The 18,963-nt window shown below is 58.3% G+C and carries 16 protein-coding genes; 8 read left to right on the forward strand and 8 right to left on the reverse strand.

Annotated features, from left to right (window positions below; translation table 11 throughout):
- Positions 1-426: a hypothetical protein gene (locus SCM96_04890; protein MDW7759959.1), complete on the reverse strand. Its 426-nt coding sequence runs from the start codon at positions 424-426 to the stop codon at positions 1-3.
- A gap of 206 nt (positions 427-632) precedes the next feature.
- Positions 633-1,382: a tRNA-uridine aminocarboxypropyltransferase gene (locus SCM96_04895; GenBank protein ID MDW7759960.1), complete on the reverse strand. Its 750-nt coding sequence runs from the start codon at positions 1,380-1,382 to the stop codon at positions 633-635.
- 150 nt (positions 1,383-1,532) lie between these two features.
- On the opposite strand from SCM96_04895, the gene SCM96_04900 reads away from it, so the two are divergent.
- On the forward strand, positions 1,533-3,086 hold the full coding sequence (locus SCM96_04900) for a serine hydrolase domain-containing protein (protein MDW7759961.1): 1,554 nt from the start codon (positions 1,533-1,535) through the stop codon (positions 3,084-3,086).
- On the opposite strand, the gene SCM96_04905 is transcribed toward SCM96_04900, so the two are convergent.
- The 4 genes from SCM96_04905 to SCM96_04920 all read right to left on the reverse strand — a co-directional run bounded on the left by SCM96_04905 (position 3,030) and on the right by SCM96_04920 (position 8,452).
- Positions 3,030-3,959 carry a diacylglycerol kinase family protein gene (locus tag SCM96_04905; protein ID MDW7759962.1) on the reverse strand — a complete coding sequence of 310 codons (930 nt, stop codon included), beginning with the start codon at positions 3,957-3,959 and terminating at the stop codon, positions 3,030-3,032. The two genes, SCM96_04900 and SCM96_04905, sit on opposite strands and share 57 nt — an antisense overlap.
- Positions 3,956-5,332 (reverse strand): MFS transporter, encoded by a 1,377-nt coding sequence (locus SCM96_04910; GenBank protein MDW7759963.1) that lies wholly within the window; start codon positions 5,330-5,332, stop codon positions 3,956-3,958. Before SCM96_04910 ends, SCM96_04905 begins: the two co-directional genes overlap by 4 nt.
- 127 nt (positions 5,333-5,459) lie before the next feature.
- The gene (locus tag SCM96_04915) at positions 5,460-6,854 is read right to left on the reverse strand and encodes a sodium:alanine symporter family protein (protein ID MDW7759964.1); all 1,395 of its coding nucleotides are present in this window, start codon (positions 6,852-6,854) and stop codon (positions 5,460-5,462) included.
- Positions 6,855-7,033: 179 nt separating this feature from the next.
- On the reverse strand, positions 7,034-8,452 hold the full coding sequence (locus tag SCM96_04920) for a sodium:alanine symporter family protein (protein MDW7759965.1): 1,419 nt from the start codon (positions 8,450-8,452) through the stop codon (positions 7,034-7,036).
- A 152-nt stretch (positions 8,453-8,604) separates the two neighbouring features.
- Between SCM96_04920 and SCM96_04925 the strand changes: the two genes are divergently transcribed.
- From SCM96_04925 to SCM96_04945, 5 genes are read left to right on the forward strand one after another with little or no spacing between them, the layout of a single operon-like run.
- A complete protein-coding gene (locus SCM96_04925; protein ID MDW7759966.1) occupies positions 8,605-9,327 on the forward strand; it encodes a hypothetical protein in 723 nt (240 codons plus the stop codon).
- Positions 9,317-11,104 (forward strand): SLC13 family permease, encoded by a 1,788-nt coding sequence (locus SCM96_04930; GenBank protein ID MDW7759967.1) that lies wholly within the window; start codon positions 9,317-9,319, stop codon positions 11,102-11,104. The genes SCM96_04925 and SCM96_04930 overlap by 11 nt, the downstream gene beginning before the upstream one ends.
- A gap of 58 nt (positions 11,105-11,162) precedes the next feature.
- Complete coding sequence (locus SCM96_04935; GenBank protein ID MDW7759968.1) at positions 11,163-12,542, forward strand: MBL fold metallo-hydrolase; 1,380 nt, start codon at positions 11,163-11,165, stop codon at positions 12,540-12,542.
- Between the two features lie 12 nt (positions 12,543-12,554).
- The gene (locus SCM96_04940; GenBank protein ID MDW7759969.1) at positions 12,555-13,073 is read left to right on the forward strand and encodes a YeeE/YedE thiosulfate transporter family protein; all 519 of its coding nucleotides are present in this window, start codon (positions 12,555-12,557) and stop codon (positions 13,071-13,073) included.
- A 16-nt stretch (positions 13,074-13,089) separates the two neighbouring features.
- A complete protein-coding gene (locus tag SCM96_04945) occupies positions 13,090-13,653 on the forward strand; it encodes a YeeE/YedE thiosulfate transporter family protein (GenBank protein ID MDW7759970.1) in 564 nt (187 codons plus the stop codon).
- Between the two features lie 53 nt (positions 13,654-13,706).
- Here SCM96_04945 and SCM96_04950 read toward each other — a convergent pair whose 3' ends face one another.
- Positions 13,707-14,738 carry a hypothetical protein gene (locus SCM96_04950; protein ID MDW7759971.1) on the reverse strand — a complete coding sequence of 344 codons (1,032 nt, stop codon included), beginning with the start codon at positions 14,736-14,738 and terminating at the stop codon, positions 13,707-13,709.
- Positions 14,719-15,729 carry a hypothetical protein gene (locus tag SCM96_04955; protein MDW7759972.1) on the reverse strand — a complete coding sequence of 337 codons (1,011 nt, stop codon included), beginning with the start codon at positions 15,727-15,729 and terminating at the stop codon, positions 14,719-14,721. Before SCM96_04955 ends, SCM96_04950 begins: the two co-directional genes overlap by 20 nt.
- 753 nt (positions 15,730-16,482) lie before the next feature.
- Here SCM96_04955 and SCM96_04960 point away from each other — a divergent pair.
- On the forward strand, positions 16,483-16,653 hold the full coding sequence (locus SCM96_04960; GenBank protein MDW7759973.1) for a hypothetical protein: 171 nt from the start codon (positions 16,483-16,485) through the stop codon (positions 16,651-16,653).
- 537 nt (positions 16,654-17,190) lie between these two features.
- Positions 17,191-18,963: a DUF885 family protein gene (locus SCM96_04965; GenBank protein MDW7759974.1), complete on the forward strand. Its 1,773-nt coding sequence runs from the start codon at positions 17,191-17,193 to the stop codon at positions 18,961-18,963.

Here is an 18,963-nt window from a genome sequence, read left to right on the forward strand (position 1 = left end):
TCAGGTCTCGAAATAGCGGGCCAGAAGGTCGACGGCATAAGCGCGTCTCAACTCGGGATCGTTGAAATCCGCTCCGGAGAAGCCGTGAAAAAGACGGGGCATCAGCCCCGGCAGCATCGCGGCGCTCAGGACTTGAATGAAGACCAGACGCGGATCCGCGGCTCCGTCCTTGATTCGGATGTCTTTCAGCTTCGACATGAGATCTGCGATAAAATCGTTGAATTGGGAGACGAAAGGCGTCTCGTAGTTGTTTTTCATCAGGGGTTCGTAAAGATAAGCTTTGGCGATTCCCGGCCAGGCGATGCCTCCCTCCATGAGGGCCAGAAAGAAATTCAAAAGCCTTTCGTGTGGAGCGAGGTCGGCGCGGCTTTTTTCAACAGGACGTCTCCTTTCCGGAGAATTATTTAAAACGATTGTTTCAAACATAATCGAAGCCGCATCATTTTTCAAGAGGCTTCGGTCCGGAGCGTCAATCTCACCCTCTATCTCAGCCTGTGGAACGTCTTCAATCGGAAAAACGTCTTTGCTGTGACCTGGAACACCATCGAGCGGCAACCCGGCCGCATTTCAGGGTGGGGGTTGTTGCCCGTCTTCGGTGTCGAATTTGAATTTTAGGGCGTTTCGGGACTTGATCATTTATCTTCGGGAAAAGGGATGCGGCGGCGGTTCTTCAGAGAAACCGATCGCTTGTCGGGAGGCTTGGCGGGCCGTTTCCGGTAACCCCGTCCCTCCTTGTCTGATGCGAAACGGGCTTGGTTTTCGACAAGGCCCTGCAAGACATCCAGCAGAACCCTGTGCCGTCCCCCGGCCTCAACGAGTCCGCGCCGGTCGAACAGGTCGATCAGGCCGTGGACGGCTTCGATCGTCGACAAACACCAGGGATGAGGTTGATGCTTGACGGCGAAACGGCTCGGATCTTTGGGAATGAGACAGACTCTCGGCAGCGAATCCAGGTTCCGGCTGAGCTTCAACATCTTGCGGGTCCCGATCCAGGTCCCGTCCATGACGAAAATGAGCGGCGTCTTTCCCGAATTTCGGAGGTCCGTGAAATAGGCATCGTCGAGCGGAACGGGATTGCGGGACGGAAAAAGAACGACGGGGGCGAAGGACGGATCGGCGAGGAGACGGTTGATTTCCGGATCGGCCGTGAAATCAACTCCGGTGAGAATCCGGGAGTTTTCAAGACAGAGATGGGTCAGCCGGCCGGTTCCGGTCTTGTGTTCGCGCGCCTCCCTGGGATGGATAAGGATGACAAAAGGAACGGGAATGAAAAAAGGACGGATGAGCCCGCACAGGCAGGTGGCCGCCGGTCTCCGGCACGCCGGGCAGACGTTCCTGGGCGTTTCGGCGATTTGCGATCGGTTGTCCATTTTCTTGCTCATGAGTCCTTGCCGTTCATCCATGATACCATGGATGACACGAACACACCGATCCATACGGCCGGCGGTGATTCAGGCGGAGTCATCAGGGGCTTTTCGATGGGGCCGTCTTTCCTGTATGCTAAAAAGACAGATATGTCTAAGGAGAAACCCATGAGTTCTGCCATGAAAACTCAAATGAGGCGGATTGCCCGTCAAGCCGCCGCTCCGGCCCTGGCCTTTCTCCTGGTATTTACCGCCGCCTGCGAAACGAAGGAATCCTTGGAGCGAAAAAGGATCCGCAACGTCGAAAAAGGACTTCTGCATGCGGTCTTCATCAAGGGCACGACCCCGGAAAAAATGGACCTCGAAACACGGATGCGGTTTTACCGGGTGCCCGGTTTATCCCTCGCCGTGATGGACGAAAACGCCCTTGCCTGGTCCCGGACCTATGGTTACAAGAACGGAGAAAATTTCGATCCGGTCACGCCCGATACCATGTTCCAGGCGGGCGCCCTCAGCCGACCGGTGACGGCTGCGGCCGTCCTCCGGGCGGTCGATGAGAACCGCCTGGCGCTTTCCGACGACATCCGCCTTCATCTCCGTTCGTGGCGTCTTCCTCCCGGCGTTCCGGACCTGACTCTGCGGGGACTGCTGTCACAGTCCGACGGTCTTCTGCTCCAGGTTTTTCCAGGATATCCTCCCGACGGGCCGATTCCCAGCCTCCTGCAGATTCTGAACGGCGAACATCCCGCCAATAATCTTCCCTTGGCCGAACCTCGGCGGCCTTCCGTCGTGGAGGTGGAATCCGAATCCGGCTATGTCATTCTGCAGCAGCTTCTTGCCGATATCCACGGCGAATCATTCGCAGCCCTCATCAAGAAGAATGTCCTCGATCCCCTGAGCATGGAAAACAGCACCTTCGAGATTGTTCCCCCGCCCGGGCTCGAATCACGTGCGGCCCTGGGCCACGACCGCGAGGGGCGTCTCATCGAAGGCGGATGGCGGATTTATCCCGAATCGGCGGCCAAGGGACTGTGGACGACCCCGGAAGATCTCATCCGGTTTGTCGCCCGCCTGATGGCGGCGGCCCGCGGCGAGCCGGATCATCTGCTTTCTCACGTTTCGGCCCGCGGCCTGTTTTCGCCCCAATCCGGTGATCGGAGTTTCGGTTTCATGGTCGAAGGTTCGGGCCAGGATATCTTCTTTCATCTGATGGGAAAAACCGAGGGTTATGCCTGTTGGCTCTTTGTCTATCCCTATCGGGGTCAGGGCGCCGCCGTCATGACCAACAGTTCGAACGGATTCGTGTTGATCGAGGAGATCTTCCGGGCGCTCTCGGCGGCCTACGACTGGCCCGGATTCAAGCCGGTCGAGAAGCCTCTCTACAGGCTTGACCCCTCGGTCTATACCGAATATGTCGGGCGATACGAAGTGACGCCGGATTACATCCTCGATGTCACCCATGAGGGCTATTACCTGGTCATCCGGCCCACGGGACAGACGGCCACAAAATTTTATGTCGAAAGCCCGGCCTTTTTTTTCTCCGTCGACCCGTTCATCCGGATCCAGTTTGTCCGGGACGATGCCGGCGGGGTCAAGGGGCTGATCCTCTGGCAGCAGGATTTTCAACAGGAAGCCCGAAAAATCAGCCTTCCGGAAAAATCGGTGTCAGGCGATGAAGTGGATGGCTTGGGGAACCGCCTCGATGGTGATGTCGCGAAATAACTCCGTCCGATTTCCGAGGCCGAGGATCAATCCATCCGTCTGAACTTCAAATCCGTCCGGCGAGGAGATGGAGAAGCGCCGGCCCGTCATCAGACGGACATCCGGCATTTCCGTGTGGCCGCCGCGTCCGGCCAGCCGGGCGATCCGGGCCAACCGGAGAAAAGACATGTCTCCGATCAGGCAGGCATCGAGAAGCCCGTCGTCGGGCCGGGCGGCGGGTGCGATGAGTTTTCCCGTGGCCCAATATCGAATATTCGAGAACACGGCCGCGGTGAAGGTGCCTTCAATCGTTTTGTCTCCGTCAGCGGAAATCGACAGGGAAACGGGAACCTGTTTTCTCCGGAAGGCTCTCATGACGGCCAGAATCCCGGCCGGGGTCTGGGCTCGGGCCAAATGGGGGGTTCGGCCTGCCCATGCCTCCATCCGCGCATTCACGACCGCTCCGAGTCCGATGTTGGCCTGGCCGACAAACCAGACCGGGTCTGTTCCGGGACAGGAAATGCGGCCCAGGTCGATCGGCCGCCTTTGTCCCCGGCGAAGAGCCGCGCAGGCTTTGTCGAGGCTTTCGGTTTCGAATTCGCGACCGATGTCGTTCGAAGAACCGAGACCGATGAAAGCGACGGCCGGCCGCTTCTCAAGACGCATGATTTCGTTGACCAGAATTTGCAGAGCCGAATCCCCGCCGGCCGCCGCGAGAATCCCGGTGCGGGTCGCCAGATCCCGGGACAACCTTCGGAAATGGGCCTCGTTTTCCGAAACATGAAGATCACACACCACTCCCGCTTCAGAAAGCCGCGACTCCAGGACGGGTTTCAAGCGAAGGGCCCGGCCGCCTGCGGCCGAAGGGTTGAGGAGAACGGCGATTCTTTTCATGTCGGGAAGACGCTTTGTGTGTCAGGATACGTGGTTGCTGCGTCCGCCTCCAGCACAGCCGCCCGTTTTTCGAGCGTTTGCCGGACGCTCTCCAGATCCCGCCGGACATAAAGGATCACGGGGATCCAGAGGAAGGCGTTCAGGGCCCAGAATCCCAAAACCGAACCCATGGCCGACTCCACGCCGCTTTGGGAGGCGATGAATGCCGCGGCGAGGGGGCCGATGGCGTTTCCGGCCATATCCATGACCGTAGCCAAGGATACCATGGTCGCCCGATGTTCCGGAAGATTGACGTCGGTCAGTGTCCCGTACCAGTTCGGATTGACGCCCTGGTTGATGAAGACGGCGGCGGCGACGGCCAGACCGAGAAGCCGGACGGCGGGAAGCGATAGTGCGGCGGCCAGGGTTGTGCCGTCGATCAGCCGGAAATCGGCCCGGAGAAAGACGAACATAAAGACAATCGGGACGATATTGCAGGCGAAGGCGACGAAGACCCGGGCGCGCCGCTCCCTGCGGAACCAGATGTCCCCCAGCCGGCCGAAGACCAGGGCGCCGGCCGCCCCGGCCGTAAAAACGGCCAGGACAAGCCCGTTGACGACCGTCGCGCCCATGTTGTGGACGTCTTCCATGTATTTGAAGATGAGAAAGACGATGACGGCGCCGGGGATGACGTCGATGAAGTTCAGAACGAGCCAGAGATTGGTCCGCCTTTTCCAGAGAACCGCCATGTCTTTGAGACTCAGACGAAACCGATAGACGGCTCCGGCGTCAAGAGCGTTGCGGAGTTCGTCTTCACCCGAACCGCGGGCGGGCTCGCGGAAAAAGACAAGACCTGCGGCCAGAACCAGATTGGCCAATCCGGCGGCGAAGTAGGCCGTTCTCCAGGACGGTGCGACGAGACCGCCGGCCAGAAATCCGCCCATGCGCCCAACGATCATGGCCGCCGAGAGGAGTCCGAAGGCCGAGGCCCGGCGGGCCCGGCCGACCGCATCCCCGGTCATGGAGAAGACCGCCGGAACGACCGCACCCGCCCCAAGCCCGGCCAGAGCCCGTGTGGCGAGAAAGAACCGGTATCCCTCCGGACCGTTTGGAGCGAAGACCACAAGAACCGAAGCCGCGCCTGCGGCCAGGCATCCCGCGATGCAAAGTTTTTTTCTGGCGCTCCGGTCGGCGGCGACTCCGGCCGCCAGCATGGCCAGGGCGGAACACGCCGTGAAGAGGAAAGCCGTCCAGCCGAGGGGGACGATATCGGCCGTTCCGCCGAAGAAATCCCGGAGAAGCGGATTGAGCAGAGGGGGCAAGAGAGACTGGTCGGCGAAGGAGAGAAAAAGAACGGCGAAGAACAGCGGCAACGCCGCGGCCTTGCGGGACATCTGCGATCCGTCTGACCCTGAGTTCATTCTGAGACGGCTTCGGGCTCGGCACGGAATGATGCCGGCTCCGCCGTCAAAAACCCGATCCGGGAAGGCCGGACGGAGCCGACGATCCCCGGACGAGTGCTCACGTCGGATAATCCTCGATCTTCGGATATTGCTTGAAGAACGACCGTGAATATCCGGCCACGGTTCCGCTCAAAACCATCAGGGCGATCAAGTTGGGCAAGGCCATGAAGGCGTTGGCAATATCGCCGACGAAGAAGACGAGTTCGATGGAAATGAGCGATCCCGTGAAGACGAGAAGAACAAAGATGAACCGATAGGGGATCGTGGCTTTGAGGCCGAACAGGTATTTCAGGCACTGCTCGCCGTAATAGTACCAGCCGAGGAGCGTCGTGTAACCGAAGAAGAAGGAAGAGAAGGCGACGACCAAACCTCCAAGAACGGGGATGGTGCTGGAGAAGGAGGCGGCGGTCATGGCCGTCCCGTTCAGCCCGCTGGTCCACATGCCTGTGCTCAGGTTGATGAGCGCCGTGATGGTGCAGACGATGATGGTGTCGATGAACACTTCCCCGATGCCGATCAGACCCTGATGCATCGGCGAGGGTGTCCGGGCGGCGGCGTGGGCGATCGGGGCGCTGCCGAGACCGGCCTCGTTGGTCAGCAGACCGCGGCGAAAACCGATCTGCATGGCCATTTTGACCGATGCGCCGACAAATCCGCCGAAGGCGGCGGACGGAGAAAAGGCATGTTCGAAAATGAGCAGGAAGGCTTTGGGGATTTCGCTGATGTGGGCGATGATGACGATGAAGCCCAGAGTGAAATAGAGGATGAGCATGGCGGGGACGACCTTGCCGGCAACGGCGCCGATCCGCTTGATGCCGCCGATGATGACGAGAGCGACGAGAACGGTGATGACGATCCCGGTGGCCAGCTTGGGCACGCCGAATTCGCTTTGGAAGGCCAGGGCCATCTGGTTGGCCTGCATCATGTTGCCCGTGCCGAACAGGGTGGCGAAGGCGCCGCAGACGGCGAAGGCGGCCGCGAGAGGCCGGGCGATCGACTGGTTTTTGATGCCGTTCTTGATGTAGTACATGGGCCCGCCGGCGATCATGCCGTCGGGGTGTTTCTCGCGGTATTTCACGCCGAGCAGGGCTTCGGAATACTTGGTGGCCATGCCGACGAATCCGCAAATCCACATCCAGAAAATGGCCCCCGGGCCGCCGACGAAAAGGGCCGTGGCCACGCCGCCGATGTTGCCGTTGCCGACCGTCGCCGCAAGGGCCGTCGACAGCGCGGCGAAAGGGGAGACGTCGCCTTCCTGGTCCTTCCCGCCCTTTTTCCCGAGAAACCCGGCGAAAATGAGCTTGAAGCTCGTTCCGAGGTGACGGAACTGGATGAAGCGCGTCCGGAGAGTCAGCCAGATTCCGGCGGCGAGAAGAATGTAGAGCATATAGGACCAGATATTTTCCGCGGTGACGGTGATCCAATGCGTCAGATCAATGTAGAATTGTTCCATTCAAGACTCCTTGCGGATGGTGGGCGGAACGCACGTGCAGGCCAAGGGGTTGGGGATTGCGTTTTCGTCCGGTTTTGATCAATGTTCCTGGCTTATCCTGGACCGGGCGTTCGAAATTGTCTTATAACATAAACGTTGTGCCGCCCGCAATATCGACCCGGCGGGCCGGGGATCGGGAATTACCGTTCGGGCGCGGCGTCCGCTCCGGCTTCGAAGTCCTCGAGTCGCTTGTGTTTGGAGAAGAATGCCTGAGCGGTGCCGGCCACCGTGCCGCTGAGCACGACGAGCGCAATGAGGTTCGGCAGAGCCATGAAGGCGTTGGCGATGTCGCCGACATAGAAGACGAGCTGAATGGAAATGAGAGAGCCGATAAAGCAAAGACCGACGTAGATGAACCGGTAGGGGTAAGTCACCTTGATTCCAAAAAGGAACTTCATGCATTGCTCGCCGTAGTAATACCAGCCGATCAAGGTTGTATAGCCGAAGAAAAACGAAGACAGGCCGACGACAAGCCCTCCGACAAAGGGCAACGTTTTGGAGAACGAGGCGGCGGTCATGGCCGTTCCGTTGAGCCCGCTCATCCACATCCCGGTGCTGAGATTGATGAGCGCCGTGATGGTGCAGACGACGATGGTGTCGATGAAGACCTCGCCGATGCCCATGATCCCCTGGTGGACGGGCGAGGGCGTTTGGGCGGCGGCGTGGGCGATCGGGGCGCTTCCCAAACCCGCCTCGTTGGTCAGCAGGCCGCGGCGGAAGCCCATCTGAATGCCCATGCGAACGGTGGCTCCGAGGAAGCCGCCGGCGGCCGCCGTCGGAGTGAAGGCGTTTTCGAAAATCAGGAAAAAAGCCCGCGGCAGGGCGTCGATATGGGTGATGATGACGATCAGCCCGATTCCGAAATAAAGAAACAGCATGGTCGGAACGATCTTCCCGGCCACGGCGCCGATCCGCTTGATCCCGCCGATGATGACCAGGGCCACGAGAATGGTGATCACGATTCCGGTGGCCAGTTTGGGGATTCCGAATTCGCTCTGGAAGGCCAGGGCCATCTGGTTGGCCTGCATCATGTTGCCGGTGCCGAAGAGGGTGGCAAAAGCGCCGCAGACGGCGAAGGCCGGGGCCAGCACGGCCGCCGCCTTCTTGTTGCGGAAACCGTTCTTGATGTAATACATCGGGCCTCCGGCGATCGTGCCGTCGGGATATTTCTCCCGGTATTTGACGCCGAGGAGCGCTTCCGAAAATTTGGTGGCCATGCCGACGAAGCCGCAGATCCACATCCAGAAAATGGCCCCCGGCCCTCCGGTGAACAAGGCCATGGCCACGCCGCCGATATTTCCGTTGCCGACCGTGGCGGCGAGGGCCGTGGAAAGCGCCGCAAAGGGCGAGACGTCCCCCTCGCGCTTTTCCCCGGATTTTCGGCCGAGAAGCCCGGCGAACATCAGCTTGAAACTGTCGCCGAGTCGGCGGAACTGAATGAACCGCGTGCGGATGGTCAGCCAGATTCCGGCGGCGAGGAGAATGTAGAGCATGAAGGACCAGATGTGTGTCGCCGTGCTGTCGACCCACTGGGTCAGATCAAGGTAGAACTGTTCCATGAATGGGACTCCTTATGGCGTCATGTGGTGTATTGGATATGCGGCCAAGTTGGACTCGTGGACCTATGGAAAAGGTATATAGCACAACCCCCGAAAGAAAACAAATGTCCGTTTGACAGGCCGAACCGGACGCCGATAGAATGGATGATGCCATGGAAAAAAACGGGCGATCGAAAGCTTATGATGAGTTGAAGGTCAAGGCCCTGGATCTGGGATTCGATCTTTTCGGCATCGCCGATGGGACCGCGATGAAGGACGATTTCATCCTTGAACCGGAAACGCGGGGTCGCTTTGATCGGGCCGTTTCACTCGGCAAACGCCTCAGCGATGCCGTCCTCGACGACCTTCGCGACCATCCGACCCCGCTGTATTTTCACCACTATCGGCAGGTGAATTTTTTCCTCGACCGGGGGGCTTTTCTCCTGGCCGATCATATCCAGAGTTTGGGTTTCGGGGCGGTCGCCGTCGCTGCCTCTCAGCTTATCGACTGGAACAAGCAGACCGCACATCTTTCCCACAAACATGTCGCGGCCGCGGCCGGTCTGGGTTGGATCGGCCGCAGCAATCTTCTGGTCAATCCCGAATTTGGTTCGCGAATCCGTCTGGTCACAGTGCTCACGGATTTTCCAGTCGAACCGGACATGCCTTTGATCCGCGGCTGCGGCGACTGCCGAGCCTGTCTGGCCTCCTGCCCGGCCGGCGCCATCAAAGAGAGGCGCGAGGACTTCGACCATCTCGCCTGCTACGAAAAACTCAAGGAGTTCCGCAAAAAAGGCTGTGTCAGCCAGTTCATCTGCGGCCTCTGTGTCCGCGACTGTCGCGGCCCGAAATTGATCACGATGGAAAAGCCGGAAAGGATGAGGGATGACGCCTGAGATCGGCCTGACTCTCGGTGTCCTGGCCCTTGCCGTCATTCTCTTTGCCTTTGAAGTTTTTCGGGTCGATTTTGTCGCGCTTGTCGTACTTTTAATTCTGGCCTGGCTGGGTCTCGTCACACCCGCCCAGGCTTTGTCCGGTTTCGCCAGCCATGCCGTCGTGTCGGTAATCGCCGTCATGGTCATGAGTGAAGGCATCAATCGGAGCGGCATCATGAAAAAGACAACCGCGCCGCTTCTGAAGTTTTCGGGCTCGACCGAAAAAGGCGTCGTCGCCACCGCATCGGCGGCCACGGGACTGGCTTCCTCGTTTATGCAGAACATCGGCGCCGCGGCGCTGTTTTTGCCCGCCGTCACGCGTCTGGCCAAAAAAATGGATCTTCCGCTTTCCCGGATCCTCCTGCCCATGGGATTTGCGGCCATCCTCGGCGGAAACCTGACCCTGGTCGGTTCTGGGCCCCTGATCGTCCTCAACGATCTTCTGAAACAGTCCGGGCAAACGCCTTTTACATTATTCAGTGTGACTCCGATCGGACTTGTTCTCCTGGCAGTGGGTCTCTTGTATTTCCTGATAGGCGGGAAGCGTCTCCTCCCTGCAGCCTCTTCTAAACAGAGCGTTGAGCCGGTCCGGGCCAAAATTGCGGAAACCTGGGAATTGTCCCCTTCTCTGACTGCCTGTCGAATCCCCGCCGGCAGCCGTCTTGCGGGGAAGAGCCGGGAGGAAATCCGGCCTGAAATCGACTACGAGCTTCATTTGCTGGCCCTCAGGGAAAATTCCGAGATCCTGTTCGCTCCCAACCGGAAAACCCGGTTCGCTCCCGGACAGGACCTCGTTCTTATGGGCGAGCCGCACAAAGCGGAGGCGTTTATCCGGGACTTCGGTCTTCGTTCCGTGACCGATTCCGACCTTCTCGACGCCGTCCGGGCCGAGGATGAGACGGGATTCGCCGAGATGGTCATCCCGCCTCACTCGCCGATCGCCGGACAATCGGTCCGGGAAGCCGCCATCCGCAAGACGTTCGGTGTCGAGCCCCTGGCTTTGCTGACGGGGGAATCCGTCGAGCGGGGGGATTTCTCCGATGTTCCCATGAAGGTCGGCAACATCCTCGTCGTCTATGGGAACTGGAACCGGATTTCGGCCATGGCCGACCGGAAAAACTTCATTTCAGCGGCCGCCGTCGAGGGCGGTCCCCGGATCCGGAAAAAACCTCTCGAAGCGCTGCTTTGTTTTGCCGGGGCCATGGCGCTCGTCCTGGCGGGTCAACCTCTCTCCATCAGCCTGCTTTCGGGGGCCGCGGCCATGGTGCTTTTCGGGGTCATCCGCATCGACGATGCCTACCGGGCCGTCGACGGCAAAACCGTCGTTCTTCTGGGCGGGTTGATTCCCCTGGGTATCGCCATGGAAAAATCTGGTGCCGCGGAATTCATCGCCCGCCAGATCCTGGCCGCAGGACAGGGAAGTCCCTCGGTCCTGATTTATGTCGCGGTCGCCGTTCTGGCCACGCTCTTTTCGCTCTTCATGTCCAATGTTGCGGCCGCCGTCCTGCTCATTCCTCTGGTCGTGGTGCTGGGCGATCTGGCGGGGCTCGATCCCCGGGGGCTGGCGCTTCTCGTCGCCGTCTGTGCATCCAACAGTTTCATTCTCCCCACCCACCAGGTCAACGCTTTCCTGATGTCACCGGGCGGATATCGGAACAGAGATTACCTGCGGGCGGGAGGCGGGCTGACCGTGATTTTTATCGCCGTCGCTGTCGGGCTTATCTTTGCCTTTTATTGAGGCCTGATCCGGATATGTTATATTATAAAAAACACTTGGATCGCAAAGGAGAGTTTTAATGAATCTATTTCATGATTTCGTCGAGAAAATCGCCCACAGTTCATATATCGTGGGAGGCGAGGCGACCTGCGCCGTCATCGACCCGCGCCGGGATGTCGATGTCTATATCCGCGAGGCCCGGGCCCGGGGATTGAAGATCACCCACATCCTGCAGACCCACCTGCATGCCGATTTCATCTCGGGACATATGGACCTGGCCGCCCGGACGGGCGCTCGGATCTATGCTCCGAAGACCGCCAAATGCGCCTTCCCTCACGTCCCTCTCTCCGAGGGAGACAGCTTCATGATCGAACACCTGAAGTTCGATTTCCTCGATACGCCGGGACACACCCCCGAACATGGAAGCTATGTCGTGACCGATACCGACAGGGGACGGGACCCGGACGGCGTCTTTTGCGGCGACACGCTCTTCGTGGGCGACGTCGGTCGCCCCGACCTGTTTCCCGACATGGCCGTAAAGCTGGCCGGAAAGCTCTTCGACAGCCTTCACGGCAAGCTCCTGAAGCTGCCCGCTTTCTGCGAAGTCTATCCCGCCCACGGGGCCGGATCGCTCTGCGGCCGGAGCATGAGCGCCAAGCAGAGAAGCACCATCGGCTACGAGAAGAAATACAACCCCGCGCTCCGGATCCGCAACAAAGCCGAATTCATCCGGTCTCTGACCACGAACATGCCGCCGGCGCCCGACCACTTCAGCCGCTGCAGCGATATCAACCGCCGCGGACCCGTCCGGGTCGAAAAGCTTCCCGATCTCCTCGAACTCAATCCCGCCGAGTTCATGAAGAAAACTTCCGGAAAAGGCGCCGTTGTCCTCGACGTCCGCAATTACGACGCCTTCGGCGGGCAGCATATTCCCAAGGCCTGGAACATCGGCCTGGCCGGCAACTTCCCGACCTTCGTCGGATGGCTGATTCCCTGGAAAAAGCCGGTCTATCTTGTGGCCGACGGATACACCCAGGCCGTCGAAGCCGTAACCTGGGCCCGGCGGGTCGGTGTGGATGGTGTCAAGGGATACTTGGCCGGAGGCATGAGCGCCTGGGCCGCCGCGGGATATCCGACGTCCTCCGTCCCGCAGATTTCCGCGGAGGCTCTCCGCGAGATGGTCGAACGGCGGGCCGACTTCATTCTTCTGGATATTCGCGCCCCGCTCGAATTTCAGGAAAGCCATATTCCGGGCGCGGTCAACATGGCCGTCCAGGACATCAGGACGAGCTGGAAAGAGCTGCCCCGTTCGGCCGACATCGTGGTTCTCTGCAGCAGCGGCAACCGCTCGAGTGTCGCCGCATCCATGCTGAAACAGCGCGGTTTCGCCGGTGTCATGAACTCGGCCGGAGGCATCAAGGGATATCGGGCGCTGGGGGCGCCTCTGACCAAAAAATAAGGGAGGAGCGATATGGAATGGTTGTTTGAAGCGCGCTGGTCGCCCTATGCGGCCGGCGCGGGCATCGGTTTTCTGAGTTGGCTGACATTCCTGCTTTCGGACAAGCCCATCGGCTGTTCGACGGCCTTTTCCCGGACGGCCGGGATGATCGAAAAAAAGATCCGCGGCGACAAGGCCGCGGCCAAACCCTACTACCAGCAGTTTCCTCCCGTCGTCGACTGGGAGTGGATGCTCGTCCTGGGGATCTTTCTCGGGGCTTTTATCTCGGCGGCGATTTCCGGGGACTTCCGTTGGGTCTGGGTGCCGGATGTCTGGGTCGCCGCTTTCGGTCCGTCGCCCGTCTTGCGTCTGATCGTCGCTCTGGCCGGAGGCGTGTTTCTCGGATTCGGGGCGCGCTGGGCGGGCGGCTGCACGAGCGGTCACGGCATCAGCGGCACGATGCAGCTTGCGGTGAGCAGCTGGGTTGCGGCCCTGTCGTTTTTTGCCGGGGGCATCGCCGCGGCCTGGTTGATTTTCCGGGTTCTCGGATAAGACGGGGGGGACGATTATGGACCTGCTGTTGAAAACTCTGCATGCCAATAAAAAAGCCCAGCTCGGACTGGGACTTGTTGCGGGAGTCGTCTTTGGATTCCTTCTCCACAAGGGAGGAGCCACCAAATACGACGTCATCATCGGGCAGCTTCTTCTCCGGGATTTCACCGTCGTCAAGATCATGCTGTCCGCCGTCGTCGTCGGAATGGTCGGAATCCACGCGATGAAGTCTTTGGGATGGGTCCGATTCCATCCGAAAGTCGGCTCGGTCGGGATGTCGCTTCTGGGGGGCCTTGTGTTCGGCGTCGGGTTCGCCGTGCTCGGATATTGCCCGGGAACCATCGCCGGAGCTGCGGGAAACGGCTATCTAGACGCTCTGATCGGTGGAATCGCCGGAATCATGATCGGAGCCGGGCTGTTCGCGGCTCTTTTCCCTCGTTTCAAACGGATTCTCGTTCTGGGGCGGTTCGGCGACATCACATTTCCGAAACTTTTCAAGGCCAACCATTGGTTTGTCGTCGTTCCCGTCGCCGCCCTGATCGTTCTTCTCCTGGCCTGGCTGGAATCTTCCGGGCTCTGACGGCTTCGGGGGAGCGCCGATATCCGGCGAGACTAACTCGGGTGACCTCTTTTCTATAGAGTCTTGAAGTCTTTAAGCCTTGAAAATGAAATGAGGCGGTCCAGAGTCTTGATCGTGAAGATTTTCCCTCGGGTCGCGAGGATCATCTTTTTCATATCTTCCCTGCGAACTCCGAATCCCCGCCCGCCGATGCAGGCGATGACTTCGAATTTCGGATTTTCCGCGGAACGGCCGGCAAGACTCAATTCTCCAAGATGCTGAATGCGTGTCACCTTATCCCGCGCGGTTCCGTCATCTTCCGTGATTTTCGCTTCAATAACGACCTGGGGGTTGAATTCGCTTGGGATAACAAAATCAGGAGTTTGATCGAATCCTTCGATGCGCTCGGCTCGCTTCGTTTTCCTGTAACTGATGCCGGCCTTGACCAGCACATCTTCGATGGCGGATTCCAGACTGTCGCCGATCAACTCGCTGATCGAATCCCGGTGGCCTGCAAAAGGTCTTCCGAGAAACCGTTCGTAAAGGAGCCTGGCATAGGGAACCCCGATGCCTGCGATATGCCTCAGGCTTTCGAGTCCGAGTTTGGAATCGGCTTTGTCCAAACGATGCAACAGATTTCTCTCAACGGGCGGCATGCCCTCGGCGAGGAGAAGGCAGGCTGTATCCACCAAGGCTTTAATCCGGGGATACGTTGATTTGCTCGATTTGAGAGATGTCTCCGGCGCCATTCGGATCTTTCTGTCAAGGGATCCGACGAAGCCTTGGGAAACGGACACTCCGGTTCTTTGGGTCGTCACATAACCCCATTCCGACGGTGTGAACCCAAGCATGGAACGAAGTACAACCAGGGCGATCGGTTCATTCATGATCGTAAGCAACACCTGTGACGATTCAAGATTCGAGAAGCCTTTTGTCGCTGTTTTCAGGGCTTCGTATCCCCTTTCGAATACCGGATAGGCGATAAACCCGACGCCTTTCGGCATGACGAGAAACTCCGACTCCAGACAGGAAAAAACGGCATCGACGTAGGCGTCCGCATTGTTCAGGATTTCATCCCAGTCGGCTTCAAAAGGATATATCGCCATGATCTTCTCCATATTCTTTCATGTTTTCACGTGTTGCAAATAAAGGGGTCACTCGAAATGGTTCATTATAATTGCGAAGCCGTCTTTCGATGTCATTCCAACCGCCGAATTTCGCCAACCAGGATGAGACCGTCGACAGGCGTGTTTGGATATCCGCATTTCTGTTCCATGTCGTGCGGAGGTTCCAAATCGCCAATCGAGTAAGATGGCCGTAGGCGATACATCTCATGTCTCCGGGAGTCGGCCTGACATTTCCGGTTTGGAGCCCGGCCAAATCTTTATCGACGAGTCCGGCGACGCCCTCGATGGAATCGACGATCCATTTGCGGGGAAACGCTCCGGTCGACCGGCAAACGAAAACGGTGTCAATGATTGATGAACCTGTTCCATTGATGTGAATGGATGCTCCCATTTCCGCCGGACACGGAAGGGATCCCGAGCAGGTCAGGCCGGCGTCGAGAACAGCAACTGCGATGGGATAGTAGGCCGCCAGATCATTATGGTGATATGTAAAAACGAGAGGCGCCCCGGGCTTGAGAGCCGCGGCCATTTTCTGAAACACGGATGACAAACCTTGACTGAAGTGGTCGAGTCCTCTGCCCATGTCTTCATTGCCGGTCAATTCATAAGGACTGCGGGTCGAAGGACTGGAAAAAACCCCATTCTCGACATGGATCAGACGGCGAAGCCATACATAGCAGAAATCCATGAGTTCTGCATATTGAACATTTTTAAAATAGGGGGGATCGGTGAAGACGGCGTCCAAGAAGTCCCGGGGAATCTCAACTTGAGCGGCATCTTCACAAAGAAGCCGGACATTCCTTTTTTTTGCCGGATCGTGGTCTTGAGATTCGTCACCGATCCATTCTCCCGGAATCGGGACGGTTTCCTTTGTCCGCCCCCGGCGCCGAATTTCGAACGGGCTGTCGCAATAGGCTTTCGCCTTTCGGAATTTCTCAATGATATTGGCCCATCCGCCGCTGCCGATCAATTGGCCGCTATCCGGATCCGTGATTCCGATAAGATTGGATTCACACTGGATAAGTCCCACAGGAAATCCATGAACGGAAAAGACGTCTAACGATTTTAGGGAGACCGAGTCATATCGGCAAAGCATATTTTGGTAGCGCAAGAGATCCGAAAGATTTGTGGCGAGAGCGTTTCGGACACGCTCATCCTTGAATCGGAAAATCATTTGGGCGGACAGATCGAGACCGAGAAGTTGTCTGGGATTGAACATATCCCGATATTTCTTATATCCCCATCTGTGAAGACGGTTTGTCTCGTCTCCCGATGGAATTTCATCATCAGGGACATGTTCTGCGGGCATCCCTGCCCATCGATCTTCCGCCTCGGACATCTTTGCCAAATCCTGAAGATCCGGAGACTTGAAGAATCGTCCGGCATGTCGTTCTCGACAAAAAGGACAAAAATATTCAATTGCAAACAGACGGTGCCGCGGCGCTCCCGATGCCTTTTGGGGAAAGGAGTTTACGGTTTGACATCCGGAGCATAAGCAATGTCCCCGCTTGGCCGGGCCGTCCCGGCCGAGACTTCGACCGCAGTGCCCGCATGTCCCCGGATTTTTTCGATCGGTGGACTCCGTCAATTGTCCGCAAGCCGGACACACAAATACATTCTTGGGGTGCCGGGAATCGGAAGCCAACAGGTATCCGGGGAACAGATCGACGGGCTCTCGGCAATTTCGACAGAAGATGGTTTTAACCCATAAAAAATACTTGACATGAGCCTTCTCATTGCCGCAGAGCGTGCATTGAGTGCGATAGAGATGACCGATCGTGTTTTCCAGTTTCAGCCGCAAATGATCGGCGGCAGGGATGTATTGATCCAAGTCGAGACGTTCGATCTCCTGTTTGACGATCCACCAGGCCATAGGATTAATGTCGAATCCTAAGATGTCACATCCCAGGCGGTTGGCTTCAATAAGAGGTGTGCCGCCGCCCATGAAGGGATCGGCGATTTTTTTCTCTTTTAAGTTGTTTCCCTTGAAATAGATGTCCCTTAAAGGGTTATCGCAGAACTCGGACAGCAACAACCCCCGAAAAAGTGTTCCGGGCCGTCGTGCAAACCACTTGTGAACGGCGATGATCGGCCTGTAGTTTTGCTGGATCTGTTTTTCATGAAGAGCAAGATCGGCAATAAAAGGAACATCGAAATTCTTTTCAATCAAATCCGGAAGCCTTTCATGCTTGTACGCCTCTTATATCATACAACGTCCGGGGCGGGAGATAAATCTCGTTATACATGTTACTGTCGGCAATATCCGGACTTATCGTCATGAGTAACATTGCATATCGAAATCACAGTGACATATGGATTTCTGGCACTTCTTGACAACACGGCCGCCGGACTTTAGGATTCGAACCGTCCGGCGGTTCTCGATGACGTGATCAACGTCGCCCGGCCGCCGGGATTCTGAACGGAGGTGACGATGAAGAAAAAAGCCCGAGTCTGGGTTCCGGCCATTCTTTTGATTGCGGTGGGGCTTTCGTTCTTTCAAGTTCAGGCCGGCGATCGGACGGTCACCCGGCCGTCGTCCGGGGAAATCATGGTGGAAACGAGCGAACTCGCACCCTGGATCGAGCGTTTTTCGGCCGACCGGCGGTCCCTGGAACGGCATTATGACCTTGCCTTTTCGCCTGAGCGCTTCGAGCGGATGGAAGCCTTTCTCCGGGAATGGCTCGGGCTGTTGAACGGCGTCGATTTTGACGGGCTGAGCCTTGACGGGCGGATCGATTTTCTGCTTTTCAAGAACCTTCTTCACCGGGACCGGCAGGCGCTTCAAAAAGAACGGCAGACCGTTCGCGCCGCCCTTCCTGTTCTGCCTTATGCCGAAGGCATCCTGGCTCTCGCCCGCGACCTGAAACGCATGATTTGGGTGGAAGGCCGCGCTGCGGCCGCCGAGCTGAACAGGATCAGGGCCGAAGCCGCCCGGGCTGAACGGGCTCTGTCCGCAGGGTCGAAAGCCGATAAGACGGCCATGAGGCAGGCCGTTTCCATGGCCGGAAGTCTGCGCCGAAGTCTCAAGGACTGGTTTTCTTTTTACAACGGCTACGATCCCCTGTTCACCTGGTGGGCGTCCGAGACCTACGAGGCTGCGGATACCGCCCTCCGGTCTCACGAGGCCGCGCTCCGAAAGGTCCTGGGGGAAGGCCCGCCCGGAGCGGCGGCTTATGCCATTCAGGATCCCGTCGGACGCGGCGTTCTCCTCGAAGAACTGGCCTTCGAATTCATTCCCTACACGCCCGAAGAGATTCTGGCCATCGGTTGGAAGGAATTGGAGTGGTGCGAGAAGGAGCGTTTGACCGCCTCCCGTGAAATGGGATTCGGCGACGACTGGATGAAAGCCATGGAACGGGTCAAAGATGCCCATGTGGAGCCCGGCGGTCAGCCGGAGCTGATCCGGTTTCTCGCCTTTGAAGCCATCGATTTTCTCGAAGAGCACGAGGCCGTGACCATCCCGCCGATGGTCAAGGAGCTCATCCGCATGGACATGATGCCGCTCGAACGGCAACAGACGACGCCGTTCTTTACGGGCGGCGAGGTCATCAGTGTGGCCTACCCGGCGGATGCCGTGCCGTTCGAGCGGAAAATCTCCACGCTGCGCGGAAACAACCCTCACTTCTCCCGCGCCGTCGTCCATCATGAGCTTGTTCCCGGCCACAACCTCCAGGGGTTCATGGCGGCCCGCCACCGGACTTACCGCCGCCCGTTCCAGACGAGTTTCTACGGTGAAGGCTGGCCGCTCTATTGGGAAATGCGGCTCTGGGACATGGGTTTTCAGCGATCCCCTGAAGACCGGATCGGCATGCTTTTCTGGAGGATGCACCGCTGCGCCCGGATCATCTTTTCCATGAGCTATCACCTGGGGAAAATGAGCGTCGATGAGGCGATCGACCTGCTCGTCGACCGGGTCGGTCATGAACGCGCGCTGGCCGAGGTCGAGGTGAAAGCCCATCTCAGCGGAAGGGCCTATGGCGGGCGCCCTCTGGCCCAAATTTCCTATCTGACCGGCGGACTTCAGCTCCGCGCGTTGTCGAAAGAGCTTGTGGATTCGGGCCGAATGACGGCCAGGGAATTCCATGACGCCGTCCTGAAGGAAAACAGCATTCCGATCGAGCTCCTTCGGGCCAAGTTGGTCGGGCAGGACCTTCCCCCCGGCTTCAAGCCCCGCTGGAAATTCTACGAGGGGCTAGATAAATAG

The organism is Acidobacteriota bacterium (genome assembly GCA_033549365.1).
GTDB lineage: Bacteria > Acidobacteriota > Aminicenantia > Aminicenantales > Saccharicenantaceae > JAWSUF01.

Excerpts from the sequence above, each read along its gene's own strand:
- SCM96_04900 (MDW7759961.1), top strand. The coding sequence starts at position 1,533 with ATGAGTTCTGCCATGAAAACTCAAATGAGGCGGATTGCCCGTCAAGCC.
- SCM96_04905 (MDW7759962.1), bottom strand. The coding sequence starts at position 3,959 with ATGAAAAGAATCGCCGTTCTCCTCAACCCTTCGGCCGCAGGCGGCCGG.
- SCM96_04935 (MDW7759968.1), top strand. The coding sequence starts at position 11,163 with ATGAATCTATTTCATGATTTCGTCGAGAAAATCGCCCACAGTTCATAT.
- SCM96_04910 (MDW7759963.1), bottom strand. The coding sequence starts at position 5,332 with ATGTCCCGCAAGGCCGCGGCGTTGCCGCTGTTCTTCGCCGTTCTTTTT.
- SCM96_04945 (MDW7759970.1), top strand. The coding sequence starts at position 13,090 with ATGGACCTGCTGTTGAAAACTCTGCATGCCAATAAAAAAGCCCAGCTC.
- SCM96_04965 (MDW7759974.1), top strand. The coding sequence starts at position 17,191 with ATGAAGAAAAAAGCCCGAGTCTGGGTTCCGGCCATTCTTTTGATTGCG.
- SCM96_04920 (MDW7759965.1), bottom strand. The coding sequence starts at position 8,452 with ATGGAACAGTTCTACCTTGATCTGACCCAGTGGGTCGACAGCACGGCG.
- SCM96_04930 (MDW7759967.1), top strand. The coding sequence starts at position 9,317 with ATGACGCCTGAGATCGGCCTGACTCTCGGTGTCCTGGCCCTTGCCGTC.
- SCM96_04890 (MDW7759959.1), bottom strand. The coding sequence starts at position 426 with ATGTTTGAAACAATCGTTTTAAATAATTCTCCGGAAAGGAGACGTCCT.
- SCM96_04950 (MDW7759971.1), bottom strand. The coding sequence starts at position 14,738 with ATGGCGATATATCCTTTTGAAGCCGACTGGGATGAAATCCTGAACAAT.
- SCM96_04915 (MDW7759964.1), bottom strand. The coding sequence starts at position 6,854 with ATGGAACAATTCTACATTGATCTGACGCATTGGATCACCGTCACCGCG.
- SCM96_04895 (MDW7759960.1), bottom strand. The coding sequence starts at position 1,382 with ATGAGCAAGAAAATGGACAACCGATCGCAAATCGCCGAAACGCCCAGG.
- SCM96_04940 (MDW7759969.1), top strand. The coding sequence starts at position 12,555 with ATGGAATGGTTGTTTGAAGCGCGCTGGTCGCCCTATGCGGCCGGCGCG.
- SCM96_04925 (MDW7759966.1), top strand. The coding sequence starts at position 8,605 with ATGGAAAAAAACGGGCGATCGAAAGCTTATGATGAGTTGAAGGTCAAG.
- SCM96_04960 (MDW7759973.1), top strand. The coding sequence starts at position 16,483 with ATGAGCCTTCTCATTGCCGCAGAGCGTGCATTGAGTGCGATAGAGATG.